Annotated in this window: 9 protein-coding genes; 6 read left to right on the top strand and 3 right to left on the bottom strand. The window is 67.7% G+C overall.

What is annotated here, in order from left to right; all coding sequences use genetic code 11:
• Window positions 1-63: 63 nt before the first annotated feature.
• Entirely contained in the window at window positions 64-1,473 is a 1,410-nt protein-coding gene (locus K8O92_26945; GenBank protein ID UAK31400.1) for a wax ester/triacylglycerol synthase family O-acyltransferase, read from the top strand.
• Window positions 1,474-1,623: 150 nt separating this feature from the next.
• Window positions 1,624-3,192, top strand: coding sequence for an MFS transporter (locus K8O92_26940; protein ID UAK31399.1), 1,569 nt, complete (start codon window positions 1,624-1,626; stop codon window positions 3,190-3,192).
• 52 nt (window positions 3,193-3,244) lie between these two features.
• On the opposite strand, the gene K8O92_26935 is transcribed toward K8O92_26940, so the two are convergent.
• The 3 genes from K8O92_26935 to K8O92_26925 form a co-directional block, all read right to left on the bottom strand.
• The gene (locus K8O92_26935) at window positions 3,245-7,462 is read right to left on the bottom strand and encodes an HAD-IC family P-type ATPase (GenBank protein ID UAK31398.1); all 4,218 of its coding nucleotides are present in this window, start codon (window positions 7,460-7,462) and stop codon (window positions 3,245-3,247) included.
• Between the two features lie 126 nt (window positions 7,463-7,588).
• Window positions 7,589-7,969, bottom strand: a complete 381-nt coding sequence (locus K8O92_26930; protein ID UAK31397.1) for a hypothetical protein — start codon at window positions 7,967-7,969, stop codon at window positions 7,589-7,591.
• A gap of 474 nt (window positions 7,970-8,443) precedes the next feature.
• Window positions 8,444-9,409: an acyl-ACP desaturase gene (locus K8O92_26925; GenBank protein UAK31396.1), complete on the bottom strand. Its 966-nt coding sequence runs from the start codon at window positions 9,407-9,409 to the stop codon at window positions 8,444-8,446.
• A gap of 469 nt (window positions 9,410-9,878) precedes the next feature.
• Here K8O92_26925 and K8O92_26920 point away from each other — a divergent pair, with 469 nt between their 5' ends.
• From K8O92_26920 to K8O92_26905, 4 genes are all read left to right on the top strand, one after another.
• The gene (locus tag K8O92_26920) at window positions 9,879-10,799 is read left to right on the top strand and encodes a universal stress protein (protein ID UAK31395.1); all 921 of its coding nucleotides are present in this window, start codon (window positions 9,879-9,881) and stop codon (window positions 10,797-10,799) included.
• A gap of 188 nt (window positions 10,800-10,987) precedes the next feature.
• The gene (locus K8O92_26915) at window positions 10,988-11,635 is read left to right on the top strand and encodes a response regulator transcription factor (GenBank protein UAK31394.1); all 648 of its coding nucleotides are present in this window, start codon (window positions 10,988-10,990) and stop codon (window positions 11,633-11,635) included.
• Window positions 11,636-11,695: 60 nt separating this feature from the next.
• Window positions 11,696-13,450 carry a GAF domain-containing protein gene (locus K8O92_26910; GenBank protein UAK31393.1) on the top strand — a complete coding sequence of 585 codons (1,755 nt, stop codon included), beginning with the start codon at window positions 11,696-11,698 and terminating at the stop codon, window positions 13,448-13,450.
• Between the two features lie 435 nt (window positions 13,451-13,885).
• Window positions 13,886-14,800: a universal stress protein gene (locus K8O92_26905; protein UAK31392.1), complete on the top strand. Its 915-nt coding sequence runs from the start codon at window positions 13,886-13,888 to the stop codon at window positions 14,798-14,800.
• Window positions 14,801-14,902 lie beyond the last annotated feature (102 nt).

Raw genomic sequence — 14,902 nt, 5'->3', positions numbered from 1 at the left:
TCGTAGCAGTGGCAGTTCTAGCCAAAGGCAGCAGCCTGCGACCGCTGCCGGGACAGGTTCACGATGACGGAATTGGGCCCGTTGGACACAGGCTTCATGGAGATGGAAGACACCGACCGCAGGGTCAGCCTCGGCATCGGAACCGTGGCGATCGTCGAAGGGCCACCCCCGGCCAAGGAGGAACTACGGGGTTGGCTGGATCGCGGCCTGGAGCGGCACGCACGGCTGCGGCAGCGGGTCCGGCGCACCCCCTTGGACCTGAAAGCGCCGGTATGGGAGAACGACCCGCATTTCGATCTGAACCATCACATCCGGTGGACCGCGTTACCGGCTCCGGGCGGCGAGAAGGAACTGCGGGAGCTGATCGCGACCGAGCTGACCGAGCGACTGGATCGAGACCATCCGCTGTGGGAGGTGGTCGTGGTCGACCGGCTGGCCGAGGACCGCTGGGTGCTGATCCTCAAAGCCCACCACACCTTGGCCGACGGGATCTCCGAGATCACGCTGCTCGAAAGCTTCTGCGATCCTGATGCGAGCGACATCGGCGAGCATCGGAGGTCGGACGAAAGACGTGCGAGCACCGGCTTGCCGGAACTGTTGAAGAAGGCGATTCGGGCACCCTTGACCATCCCGCGTTCCGCAGTGGGAACCGTGCGCACGTTGGCGCCCGTATTGTACGCGGCGATCGCGCCGGCAAGTGAGTCCTCGCTCAACGGCCCCATCGGTAGACAGCGCCGCTACACCGTTGCTCGAACCGAACTGTCGCAAGTGCGCGAGATAGCTACGGCGTTCGACGTAACCGTCAACGATGTCGCCGTAGCCGCCATCGCCGCTGCCTACCGTCGATTGCTGCTCAGCCGCGGCGAACATCCCACTCCTACCGAGCTCCGGGTCGTTGTTCCGGTCTCGACACGAACGACCGAGGCCAGACAGGTACTCGACAACCGCGTCTCCGCGGTGATCGCTCATCTGCCGATCGAGGTCGACCATCCCGTGGAGCGTCTGCTCGCCGTCCACGAGCAGATCCAGAGGCACCGGTCCCGAGGGGAACCCGCTGCCGAGAAGTCGCTGCTCTCGCTGTCTCGGCGGCTGCCGTTCGGGATCGTTTCGGAAGTGTTCCGGCTGGCAGTGTCGTTTCCCCAGCGCGGCGTGGTCGCGTTCGCGACCAATATTCCCGGACCCCGGCATCGCCTCACCCTCGCCGGACGCAACGTGATCGAGTTGTGGCCCTGCATCCCGATCGCCATGCGGGTCCGCACAACGATCGCGATCCTCAGCTACCTCGACCGCCTGACCTTCGGCATCACCGGTGATTACGACACCACACCGGATATCGACACGATCTCCGGGAGCATCACGACCGAGATCGCGGTGCTGCTCGGCCACGCCCGCGGCAGACCGGTGTCGCCACGACCGCAACCGGTCCTCGGCCGCGCTATCAGCGCCGCCACCCGATCACGGCACGCGAAGTAGGTCCGCGACAGCGACCAGCGACCCGTCACCTGACACCGCCTCCCTCGAATGCCCCCCTAAGTGCCGACCGGACGCGGCGATTGGCATCACCGATCAACGTTCGAAAACGGGAGGTGCGAAGTGCCAGCGGTTCGGTCACGGACTGACGCGATGGCTCTACCGGCCATTTTGGGACTGTCCATCGCGTTCACGGTCACAGTGCTGGACCCGCTCCTGCTCAGCCTGAACCTGCCGCAAGTGAGCCGGAACCTGGGTGTGCCGCCGCAGCTGGTCGGTTTGCTGGGCGGCACGGCGACCTTGGTGATGGCCGCCGCCGTCCTCGCCGCGGGCAATCTGGGTGATACCTTCGGGCTCAAACGGCTGTTGATGCTGGGCCTGGGCATCGTGACCGTCGCTGACCTGCTTTCGCTGCTCTCACCTGGCAGCGGTTATCTGTTCGCGATGCGCGTACTGGCCGGCCTGGGGATGACAGCGCTGCTCGGCGTGCCGCTGGCCTTGCTGAAGACCTCGGTGCCGGAGAAGAAGCGGCCCGCGGCCATCGGCGTGTTCATGGCGGTAGAGATGCTCCTGTGCGGCGCGACCCCGGCGCTCACGGGCTGGATGGTGACCGCGGTGGGCTGGCGGTCGCTGTTCTCGGTCGCCCCAGCTCTGTCGTTGCTCGCGCTGTGGCTGACCGCCGTCTACGTGCCGGAGTCGCCCGTTCGGCAGCGCCCGCGGCTGGACGTGATCGGCGTGGCGCTGGTCGGACTGGCGTTGCTCGGCCTCGTCATCGGCATCGCCGCCGCACAACAAGGCGTCTTCCGGCCGCAAACCTGGCTGCCGCTCGTGCTCAGCGCGGCAGCGGCAGCTTTGTTCGTGCTTCATGAGCGGCATACGCCGGCACCTGCCTTGGATTTGACGCTGTTCCGCAGCGCGAGTTTCGGTGTCGCCTTGGCGGCGGCGCTCACCCTCAACTTCCTGTCCGCCGGACTCGGGATCGCGCTCGGCCAGTTCGGGGGCGAGGTGCTGTCGTTGTCGCCGGAGGCCATCGGCATGCTGTACTTGCCGGGCACGCTGCTCATCGCGGGCGCCGTCACGCTGGCCGGGCGCCTGGTGGGCATTTTCAGCCCACGACCGGTACTGATCGCAGGCCTGGGGCTGCTCGCGGCCAGTGGACTCCTGATGGCGGGAACCCTCGCTCCCACCATGGCGTTGTGGTTGCTGGTGCTGGCCATCTGGCTGTGCAACCTGGGCGCCCTGGTCACCGCCACCTCGGTATCCGAAATGGTGCTGTCCGAAGCGCCGCCCGGGCAATCCGGTACCGTCGCTTCCGTCCAACTGGCCGCAGGCATGACCGGCTATGCCCTCGGGCCCACTGTCTACCTCCTGCTGTTGAATGTCTTCTTCCGGCGGGAATGGCTGGCGGACGCGCACTCACGGGCGCTGTCGGCCACCAGCGCGGAGCAGGCCGTCGACGCCGCACGCGGCGCGCTTGCGCACAGCCCGGGCAGCGCGGGGTACGACCCCAGCCTGCTGCGGCAAGCCGCCGGACTGCGGCTCGATGTGGACTTCGCGGACGGTCTTCGGCTCACGATGCTGACCGTCAGCATCCTGCCGCTCGCCGTCGCGGTGGCAGCGCTACTACTCGTGCCGCGCCGCATCGCACACGACGGCTCCCCTTCCGAGGGGACCCAAGGCGATGAGCGGCGCGGCCGGAGGTCTCCCCATTCGGCCTCATGACCGACACCGCACCGGCAGAGGTCTCGAGCTTCAGGCTGAACAGCCCTATTCCCTACAAGATCATGTGCCCATGCGTCACAGCCGAGGTCCGCGACCACGGAAGGTGCCGTATGGTGTGGCTGGCAGACAGCCGTTCCTCGTCACGGCGGAGCGAGGTCTGCGGACCGAACAGCAGTGTGCCGACGGCCCCTGCCGTGGCGGCGGTTCCGGCAATGAGCAGGCCGCCTGGACCTATCGGTCGGCATCCGAACAACTGACTCAGTCCTGGAGTCTCGACGATGCCCAGCAGCGCCGCCGCGGATACCACTGCCGCGCCGACGACGACAGGGTCGGTCGGTCGCAGCACCGCGGTTTCGTCCAGCTGCGCGCCGACGATGCTCAGCAGGGTGACGGTGCGAGCCCGCTGGACGCTACCGGTGAGGCGGGCGGCCAGGTAGCCGCCCGCGCCAGCCAGACCGGTGGCGACGCCGTTCACGGTGATGCGTTCGGTCAGCAACGGGCCGACGGAGCGGTCCGGTCCCTCTGCGAGCAGATGCTCCGGATCGAGGTCGGGCACTGGGCGCATGGCGATTGCCAGTGCCGGGATCGTGTCGGTGAACAGATTGCAGAGCAGCAGCTGGCGGGCGGTGAGCGGGGTCGTGCCGGTCAGCAGACTAGAGCCGGTGATCACCGCGATCTCGCCGTAGTTGTGGCCGATCAGGTTGGCGACCGCATCGCGGACCGCCACCCACAGGGCACGTCCTTCGATGAGTGCGTCGACGATACTGCCGATGTGGTCCTCGACGAGCACGACGTCGGCGGCGTGGCGGGCCGCCTCGGTGCTGCGGCCGCTGCCGAGGGCGATACCGACGTCGGCGAGCCGGATCGCGGCCGCGTCGTTCACACCATCGCCGGTCATGGCGACGCAGTGCCCGGCTCTGCGGTAGGCGGCCACCAGCCGGACTTTGTGGGCAGGCGTGACCCGGGCACAGACGGACACCCCGGGCAGCCTCGCGTCGAGGGCGTCGTCCTCGAGACGGTCGAGCTCTGGGCCGGTGAGGATACCGGTGCTGCCGTCGGACGTATGCAGCATTCCTACCTCGGCGGCCAACCAGCGGGCCGTCGCAGGATGGTCGCCGCTGATCAGCACGGGCCGTACACCGGCTCGGGCGATTCGATTCAAAGCCTCCGCGGCGTGGCCGCGTGGCGGGTCGGAGAGGACCAGGAACCCGGCCAGGGTGAGGCCCATCACGTCTTCTTCGGTCAACTCGCCGTCTGGTGCCGCGGCGAGCCGGTGGGTGGCGACGGCGAGCACCCGGCCGCCGTCTCCCGCCAACTCCTCGACCAGTTCATCGAGCTCGACGCGGCGATGTCGATCCAACTCGATGTGACCCGAGGCGGGATGTTCGTAGTGAGTGCAGCGGCTCGAGATCGTTTCCGGAGCGCCGATGACGTTCAGCTGGACACCGACCTCCGCAGGGACGATGACCGCGTGGTAGGCCCGGCCCGACTCGTAGGTCATCTCGGTCGATGCGGCCGGAGGCTCCGCGAGCCGGGCCGCTGTCGCGGCGGTGACGATCGCGTCGTCGGTGCTGCCCGTGCGACGACGCCCAGGCAGGGTGGCCGCTGCCACTGCATGGGCGGTGGCGAGGATCCGCCGGTGCCTGCCGGGGAGCTGACCGGGATCGGCACCCTGAAATCCGTCGTGCACGGCGGTGACGCGCAGGATTCCATGGGTGAGGGTGCCGGTCTTGTCCACGCACAGCACATCGACCCGTCCGAGCGCCTCCACGGCTCGCTTGTGGCGGACCAGGACACCCCGCTCGGCCAGGCGTCTGGCCCCGGCGAGCTGGGCAGCGGTGGCGAGGATCGGCAGGCTCTCGGGGACGGCCGCGACGGTGAGGCTCACGCCGGTGGCCAGCGTCTCGGCCAGCGGGGCGCCCCGGGCGAGGTTGGCGGCCACGGTGACGACTCCCGCCCCGAGTGCGACCGGGGTGGCGCGCGCCGCCAACGCCTCGAGGCGGGTCTCCACCCCGGTGCGCGGAGAAGTGACGCCATGGGCGGCCCGTCCGGCGGCGGTGTCCGCCCCGACCGCTACCACGACCCCGCTGGCTCGTCCCGTCGCGACGGCGGTGCCCGCGAACAACATGCATGTCTGGTCGGCCAGCGCCGCGGCGTCGATCGGCGCGGGGCCCTTGGGCACCGGCAGTGACTCGCCGGTCAACGCGGACTCGTCGATCTCCAGGCCCTCGGCCTCAAGCAGGCGGCAGTCGGCGGGCACCCCTTCGCCAGGACCGAGGCGGATGACGTCGCCGACGACCAACTCGCCGGCGAGGACACCACGCTCGGTCCCGTCGCGGCGCACTCGCACCCGCTGGGCGGCCACCCGGTCGAGCGCGGCGACGGCACGGTCGGCCTCGAACTGTTGCAGCGCACCGATCCCGGCGTCGGCGAGCACGACGGCGGCCACCATGGCCGCGTCCAGCATGGATCCGACGGCCATCGACAGCGCGGCACCCGCCGCGAGCACTGGTGTGAGGGGATTGCGCAGCTCGTTGAGAACATGGGCCAGGAACTGCCGATGTGCGCTCGGCATGGCGGCTGGCGGCGGCTGGCGGGCGCCGGCCTCGGCGGCGGTGAGCCCTTCCGGGCTACTGCCCAATCGGGTGAGCACCTCGGCGGCAGGGACGCGATGCCAGTCTTCATGCGTCTGTGCCTTCGGGGACGGCGGGACGAGCCGTAACGCACTCAGGCGCCCGTGTGCCAGTGCGATCAGAGCCGCCGCGTCGACGCTGAGCGAGACCGGCAGCACCTGACGACGCCGCCACGGCATCGGGACGCCGAGCAGCACGAGCGCGCTCGCCGCCGACCCGGCCAGCGCCAGCAGCACACTGTGCCGGCTGATGTCCCGGGCGAGCCAGCAGGCGTCGATCACGGCCGCGACGGCGACCGGCCCGTCGACGGCGATGAGGTCGGCATGCCACGGCACCGGATGCTCCGGGTGGGGTGCGACGGCTACGCCGCAGTCCGCGGCGGCGAGCGCGGCCTCGTCGCCGCCGGCGACGACCGCGACGACGTGGCCTTCGCGCTGCAGCCGGGCGACGAGCTCGGTGAGGTCCTCCCCACCTTGCTCGGGCTCGGTCTTGGGGTCGTACCGGACAATCTCCATGTCCTGGCCGGTCACCGGCTCCGGCGGTTGCGCGTCACCGAGCAGATCCACGTCGATCACGAGGCGATCGACGCGGTCGAGTATGCGCAACGGTCCCGGACGCGCCACCAGTACGTCACAGCGGCCCAGGTACTCCGTTACTCCGGTGGCGAATGCCTCGCGCCCGAGCCGGGCGGCCTTAGCAACCCCCGCGCTCACCACGTCGATCGCCTCCTGCGCCCGGTGAGAAAGCGGGATGGTGGTCAGTGCAGCGGCTATCGTCGCCATCAGGTCTTGCTCGTCGTAGCGTTCGATCGGACCCGGCGGCAACGGGATGGGCCGCGGCGGGGGCTCCGGCAGCGGCCGTGCCGGCGGCGCGGTCGCGTACAGCACGGGCTCCACTCGCGCGAAGGTTTGCGCGCGTGACTGTTCCTGCCGCAGCAGCGACACCCGGTGTATCAGATCGACGACCGGGCTGAGCGCCTGTCGTTCCAGGGCACCGGCCGTGGCAGCAGCGATGCCAAGGGCCAAGTCCACCTCGGTCACCCCGAATCGCCGCTCCAGCGGGCCGCGCAGCCGCTCTTGGTTCTGCACGAACGCGATGACGGGTGCTAGTTCGATCGGCGTCAAGCGCCCGGGAACACGCAGCAGAGCGCCGACAGCGGCGACGCCGATCGCGGCCACGTCGGCGACCGCTGCCACGGCATACCGGGCCATAGCGGTCCGGTCGGTGGGATGCGTGGCGACAGCCGCGGCGCAGGAAGCCTCGACATCCGCGGCGGTCTCCGCCTCCGCCACTGCGGCGAAGATGGCGGCCATGTCGAACTCCTCCGAAGATTTCCGGGAGACCACGAGACGCCCGCACCCGGCGTCGAGGCCAGCCCAAGCCACCTCGGGCAACTGGCCGACCCGCGCGGTCAAGTCCATGGTGAACGCCTCGAGCCGGTCCGACGCCGGTCCGCGCACCGCGACGTGCAGGCGGTCGCCGCCGGACCATACGGGGCGGGTGTGTCCCGCTGCGTCCGATAACACGGTGCGCAGCGCGTCCGCCGCGAGAGTCGGAGCACGCAGCGCGTAGGCCGCCACAGTCGGAGCACGCCGCGCGTAGGCCGTCGGGACCCGCAACGCATTCGCTGCGACCATCGGGAGACGCAGCGCTTTATCGAAGTAACCGCCCAACATCATGCCTCCGTCGTCGGTCGGCCGGCTGGAACCGCAGTCGGCTCCGACAGCAGATACCGGTGTTCCGGGCCGCGCCCGGTACTGCGCTCAGCGCAACTGCAGCGTGTGCTCGTTGCTAGTGACGGCCCGTATCAGCCCGGCTCGCGACAATGTGTGCGAACCGCATTCGCAGGAGGCGGGTAGGCCGTCGTCAACGATCGCGTCGGCCGCCAGGAGGTCGACGTATCGCGTGCCACGGTGGTGAGCGCCGTGACCGGTGTCGACGAAGTCGCGATCACCGTGGGCATGCCGACCGACCACCGACCGGTACACCGCACCGGCGGACGTATCGAAGACGGTCGCCACATGATGACCACGCCCACACCGCACCTGGAGGAGCACCCGCTCGGCGGGTTGCGCCAGCGCATCCAGGGCCTGTTCGGCGATGCGCCGCTGTTCGGGCCCCGAAAGCTTGGAGTTCTCGGTCATGAGATCAGGATCGCCGTCGCCGGGCGCCCATCGCCAGGGTCGAAATCACCCATTCCCGTGACGATAGGCCCATTTCGACGCGACAGTCATCATTCGCCGGACGAGCAATGTGCCGATGCGGTCCGAGCGGTGGATGCGAGCGTATCCGTGTCGGGGCCCCTCGCGGCATACGCGACGGACAGATCATGAGGGGGCATCGGCTACACAGGCGTTTCGTTGCGCGCGGCAGCGGTGGTCAGCTGACGGTTTCCCTCTGGTTGAGCGGCATCGTGTCGTGGACGAAATGGTTTCGTCGATCGTGGTACCACTCAGGTGCAGAGACCGGCGGCAACCGATCCGGAGCACCGGATCGGCAGCGGGTGCGGCGTGGGACACCACCGCCGCAGCACCGGCCGCTCAGTTCCGGTCATAAGCCACTTCGTCGCCGACGAGCACCGCTTCGACCGCATGCTGGTGATGATCTCTCCTCGGGCGCTACTGCGATGCGCGGGCGCGTTCGCGTTCCAAGGCGCGGGCGCGCTGTTGTTCGAAGCGTGGGATCCGCACCTGTTGCAGGTCATCGAGGAATGCGGCGAGTCGCTCGCGCGCTTGCTCGCCGCGCGCTCCGAAGTCGTTGCGGTCCATGATGTTCCACTGCCTGACTACCGGAAGCAGCACTTCCTCCAAGTGCTGACGCAGGTCGTAGACCCCGTGCTTGGCCATCAGCACGCCGTTGCGGCGGAAGTCGGGCATGCCCGCGCCCGGCATCCGGAAGTTCTCCACGATGGTATCTATTGCCTCCATCGTCTGATCGGGCACCAAATCCAGGGCGGCGCCGCAGATGGTGCGGTAGAAGATCATGTGCAAGTTCTCGTCGGCGGCGATGCGCTGCAACATTCGGTCGGCGATCGGGTCGTCGCACACTCGGCCGGTGTTGCGGTGGGTGACCCGCGTGGCCAGTTCCTGGAAGCTGACGTAGGCGACCGAGTGCAGGAATCCGGCGCCACTCGCGACATCGGTTTCATTTGCACCGGAGGAGAATCCGTTGGTCATGTGGGCCATCCGGGCCGCTTCGAGAGCAACCGGGTCCACGCCGCGGGTGACCACTAGATAGTCGCGGATCACGGTGCTGTGCCGCATCTCCTCGGCTGTCCAGCGGCCGACCCAGGTACCCCATGCACCGTCACGGGAGAAGTTCTCGGAGATCTCGCGATGGTAGGAAGGCAGATTGTCCTCGGTGAGCAGATTGGTGACCATCGCGGCTTTCGCCACCTCGGTGAGCGTGGACTGCTCGGGAGACCAGTCCGCACCACCGAGCATGGCGAAGTTTCGCCCCTCCTCCCAGGGCACGTAGTCGTGGGGGTGCCAGTCCTTGGCCATCGACAGGTGCCGGTGCACGCAGTCCTCGGCGATCGGCTCCAGTTCGGCCAGGATCTCTCGCTGCGTCAGGTCACGCGCCAATGCTGTTGCCTGCCTCTCTTTTTCGCAATGCTTCGAATCGGTCGGCATACACACCACCACCGCCCTCGGTTGGCGCACAGGGTCGAAGGCCCCGGGGAGGCGGGACCGAATACCCGTTCATTCGATGACCGCGGCAACGACAACACTTTGCGACCGTCGTCGCGGCGATGCATCGACCCGCATGCTCTTGGCCGGATCGGTTTGCGAAGAGGACGATAAGCTGTAGATTCACGGTCTCTACCTCTCACCTACCCAGGATTCGGCCGTCCCACGTCACTCCTCCCGGTTTTACTGGCGGACAGGTGCGAAGGTCCGGATGGCAGATACCCGGTGTCGTCCGGGCGATCCGGCGCGGCGACATTGCGGCCCTTCGGCCTGCGGGACCAGGACCAAGGGCAGCAGCCGATCGACCTGCGAGTTCTTACGCTACGAAGGACAGCTGATTTCCGAGGTCCGGAGGGCGATATACATGGACCGGCAGTACCGCGAGAACCCGCATCTTCTGGCGTCCGCGCCGGTGGTGGTCGGCGCAGACGGTTCCGAGGGCAGCGAGCTGGCCGTCCGCTGGGCCGCCGAGACAGCGGCGCGGCGTGGCCGCACTTTGCTCATCGCGCATGGGCTCGACATTGCCGGGCTGCGCTCCATTACGGGCAGCCACCTGGCCACTCCCCCATCGATCATCGAAGCCTTACGAACGCGTGGCATGGGAATCGCCGCCGGCGCACACAAGCTGGCCGGCGAGGTCGCGCCGAACCTGGAGATCAGCACCGAAATATCCGAGGCGAGCCCGTCCAGGCTGCTGATCCACCTCTCGAAATCCGCGCACCTCATCGCGCTCGGCGCCACCGGCAATGTCGGCGTCTTCGCCCATCTCGGCTCCACGCTGCTCGCGGTCACCAGCCACGGCCGCGGCTCCATCGTCGTGGTACGCGACACCGGCGGGGAACCGCACATCAAAAGGCAAGGCCCGGTGGTGGTCGGCGTCGACGGCAGCCCGGTCAGCGAGGTAGCCATTGCCGCCGCCTTCGCCGAAGCTTCAGAGCGCGGCGCCGAGCTGGTGGCTGTACATTCGTGGAGCGACTTGCGCTTCGAGGAGTTCGCGGGCGAGGCGGACACCGGTTTCATGGGCTCCGGTTTGGAGACGGCGGAGGACGCCATTCTTGCCGAACGTCTAGCCGGGTGGCAGGAGAAATACCCGGATGTCCGCGTGACCCGCAAGGTGTACTTGACCGGGGCGACTCAACGCCTCGAATATTGGTCGAAGACCGCGCAGTTGATCGTGGTGGGCAGCCGCGGCCGCGGCGGCTTCACCGGCCTGCTGCTCGGCTCGACCAGCAATTTTCTCGTCCAGCACGCGCATTGCCCGGTCCTGGTCGCACATTCGGCGTGAACCCGACGCCAACCGGTCCGCCCACCCTGCTGACCGCTTGCTCATGCTGCGGCACCGTATGTCGGCAGCCGAACGCCGGTACGGACACGACCTGTCAAGGGACCTCGGTCACCGATCCGAGGTCGAACTCCGATCCGAGCCGATCTGGCACTCCGTAGTCTGAGATAACAGCATGAAAGGGGTTATCCATGGTCAAGGTGTTCCTGGTCGACGACCACGAGATCGTCCGCCGCGGCGTCGCCGACCTCGTCGAACTGGAGCCGGACCTGGTCGTCGTCGGCGAAGCGGGCAGCTACTCCCAAGCACTGGCCCGCATTCCAGCGCTCCGCCCAGATGTTGCCGTGCTGGACATGAGACTACCCGACGGCAACGGCATCGAGCTGTGCCGCGAACTCCTCTCGGCCGATCCGAACCTGCGCTGCCTGATCCTGACCTCCTTCACCGACGAGCAGGCCATGCTCGACGCCATCCTCGCCGGGGCCAGCGGTTACGTGGTCAAAGATGTCAAGAGTCTCGCCCTCGTCGACGCCATCCGCACCGTCGGCGCTGGTAACTCGCTGCTGGACAACCGAGCAGCCGCCGCGCTCATGGCCAAACTCCGATCGGAAGCAGAGGCCAAAACCGGCCCACTCGCCAGTCTCACCGACCAGGAACGCGCCCTGCTCGCCCTACTCGGCGAAGGCTTGACCAACCGGCAGATCGCCGGTCGGATGTTCCTCGCGGAGAAGACCGTCAAAAACTACGTGTCGCGCCTGCTGACCAAGCTGGGCGTCGAACGTCGCACCCAGGCCGCAATAATCGCCACCAAGCTGAAACAGCCGGAGAAGCAGTCCTGATGTGACCGCCCGGTCTCGGCGATCGTCCGCAATGGGAGCCAGCGGCTCGATCGTGGGAGAATGCGGTCCATGGAGGGCCAGCCGTACATGCCCGGTTCGAACGGCCGGACCTCGGTGACGGAGACTTTGTCGCAGCTGCGGCTACGTGAGCTGCTCATCGAGGTCCAGGACCGGATCGCCCAGATCGTCGATGTCCGCGACCGTATGGACCGGCTCATCGAAGCCATGCTCGTGATCACCGCCGGACTCGACCTCGACAACACACTGCGGACCATCGTGCACACCGCCATCGAACTCGTCGACGCCGGATACGGCGCACTCGGTGTCCGCGAAACCGACGCAACCAGCACTCAACTCGCAGAATTCGTCTATGAAGGCATCGATGACCGCACCCGCGTCATGATCGGCCACCTACCACGCGGGCACGGCGTACTCGGACTACTCATCGAAGAACCCAAGCCGCTGCGACTGACCAGAATCGCCGACCACCCCGCCTCGGTCGGTTTCCCCGCCCATCACCCGCCCATGCACACCTTCCTCGGTGTCCCCGTCAAAGTGCGTGACGAAGTATTCGGCAACCTTTACCTGACCGAAAAAGCAGGCGGACAAGAGTTCACCGAAGACGACGAGGTCGTGGTCCAGGCATTGGCCGCCGCAGCGGGTATCGCCATCGAAAACGCCCGGCTCTACGAGCAGTCCAGAGTCCGGCAACAATGGCTCGAAGCCATTCGCGACGTAGCAACCGAACTACTGGCCGGTGGTGAACCCGAGGCAGTCCTGCAATTCGTCGCCGAACGCGCACTCACACTGACCGACTCCGCGATCACATTTCTCGCTCTGCCCGAGGACCCCGACATCCCCCACGACGAAGTGACCGAACTTCTGGTCGTCGCCGCCGCCGGACCGAATTCGGAGGCGATGAACGGTCTGCATGTGCCCGTTGCCGGTACGCATGTGGGCGAGGCATTCCAGACAGGACGATCATCCGCCACTGTCGACGAACCGCTCGCCGATACGTTCGCCGAGACAGCGCCCGAGACGGGCCCCGCTTTGATTCTCCCGCTGCGGGCACGGGGCTCGGTGATCGGCGTGCTCGCCTCCCTCCGGGCGGCCGGAGCGACACCGCTGGACACCGCCACGCAGGCCATGATGGCGGCGTTCGCCGACCAGGCGGCCCTTGCCCTGCAATTGGCCGACAACCAGCGCCGGATGCGTGAACTCGACGTCCTCTCCGACCGCGACCGCATCGCCCGCGGTCTGCACGACCACGTTATCCAGCGGCTGTTCGCGGTGGGTCTCTCCCTGCAGGGCACAGTGCAGCGGGCACGAGTACCGGAGATCAAATCCCGCCTGATGGACACCATCGATGACGTGCAAGGCATCGTTCAGGACATCCGCCACTCGATTTTCGACCTGCAGAGCAACACGACGGCGGATTCGTTCAAGTATCGAAAACAGTTGCACGGCATCGTTGTCGAGATGACCGCCGACACCGGCCTGCGGACCACCGTCCGGCTGGCCGGACCGGTCACGGTACTGGCGCCACCTCTGTCCGACGACGTCGAGGCAGTTCTGCGGGAGGCGGTGAGCAACGTGGTGCGACATGCGGCCGCGAGCACCGTGGCGGTCGAGTTGCAGGTCAAGGACGACGTCACCATCGAGGTGACCGACGATGGCGCGGGCGCGGCGAACATCTCATGCCGCAGCGGACTGGCGAACCTGGCCGCGCGGGCCGAGAACGCCGGTGGCAGTTTCAGCGTCACCAACCGGCCCGAAGGCGGCACCGCGCTGCGCTGGACAGCTCCGCTGCCGTAATCGAGTTCGACGGCTGGACAACGTCCATCACGGCGCGACAAGTACCCGGAACGGATACGTTCTCGCACTGTCGAAACCGGTACGCGAACGCCGCAGCACCACGACGTTTCAGCGCTCCGCCGTCGAGCGACCTCTGCGCCGCAGTAACTTTCGGTCGATCGAGCGGTACCGAGTCAGGTTCGCTGTCTCGTCTGCGCCGGAGTAGCGTGCGATGCGGTCGCTGTAAGCTCGCCGCCTTCGCGGCGAAACGAACTCGCTCACGGTGACGTGCGAGCACCTGACGCAGCCACGGATGCGCACAACACCGAACAGACGAATCGGCGCGGCACCCCCAACTGCCTATCGGCCCTCCAGTCGAGGACCAACGCCAGCAGTCGCCGCAGGTGCCGATCCCTACCGTACAGATCACGGATCCGCACACCGAAGGGCACCGACATGGTTGATCAGCACGAGGACAATCCGCACGAACTCGCGTCCGCTGCGGTAGTGGTCGGCACCGACGGCACCGAGCACGCCTCGGCGGCTGTCCGCTGGGCGGCCCGGACGGCAGCGGATCGCGGGCGCCGCCTGCTGATCGTGCACGGAATGAACCTTCCCGCGGCTCGCGCCACGCTCGGCGTTTACGACGTGATGGTGCCCCCGGTCAGCGAGACGATGCGCGCACGCGGTTCGAACATCCTCACCGAAGCCCGCGCGCTGGCGCATGGTGTCGCCCCCGATCTCGCTGTGGCCACGAAGCTCGGCGAAGAGAACGCCGCAGCGCTGCTCACCGCACTGTCGGCGCACGCGCATCTCGTGGTCCTCGGCGCCACACCGGGCGTGGGCGCGATCGCTCATCTCGGATCGACCTTGCTCGCGGTGACCGCCCACGCGGACGGCGCTGTCGTGGTGGTGCGAGGCGACCGGCAGCTGACCGGCGACCGCGCACCGGTTGTGGTAGGCGCCGACGGCAGCGAAGTGGGGGAAGCGGCCATAGCCGCCGCTTTCGCCGAAGCGGCAGCACGCGGTGTCGATCTGGTCACCATCCACGCTTGGAGCGACCTCTCCGCCGGTGAATTCGCGGGAGCGCAGTACCTCGAGATCCCGCTGGAGAACCTGGAGATCGGTGAGCGAGCGCTGCTGGCCGAGCGACTCGCGGGCTGGCAGGAGAAGTACCCCGACGTCACCGTGATCCGCAAAGTCTATCTGTCCGAGCCTCGTGAACATCTGGGCGATTGGTCGCAGAACGCGCAACTCGTCGTCGTCGGCAGCCGCGGCCGGGGCGGATTCCGGGGCCTTCTACTCGGTTCCACCAGTCATTGGCTCATACAGCACGCCGAGTGCCCCGTCATGGTCGTACATCCGAAGTGAGGGTGTCCTCTGTCGGAGGCGGTCGCGGCGACGACCGACCCACGACGCGAGTGGACCACGCGGGTGCACTCGATGGCGTCGACCGGCGCATATTTCGGCTCT

The sequence above is a fragment of the Nocardia asteroides genome, from assembly GCA_019930625.1.
GTDB lineage: Bacteria > Actinomycetota > Actinomycetes > Mycobacteriales > Mycobacteriaceae > Nocardia > Nocardia sputi.
The sequence above is the reverse complement of the archived record's forward strand: the minus strand, read 5'-3'. Positions and strand labels throughout refer to the sequence as shown.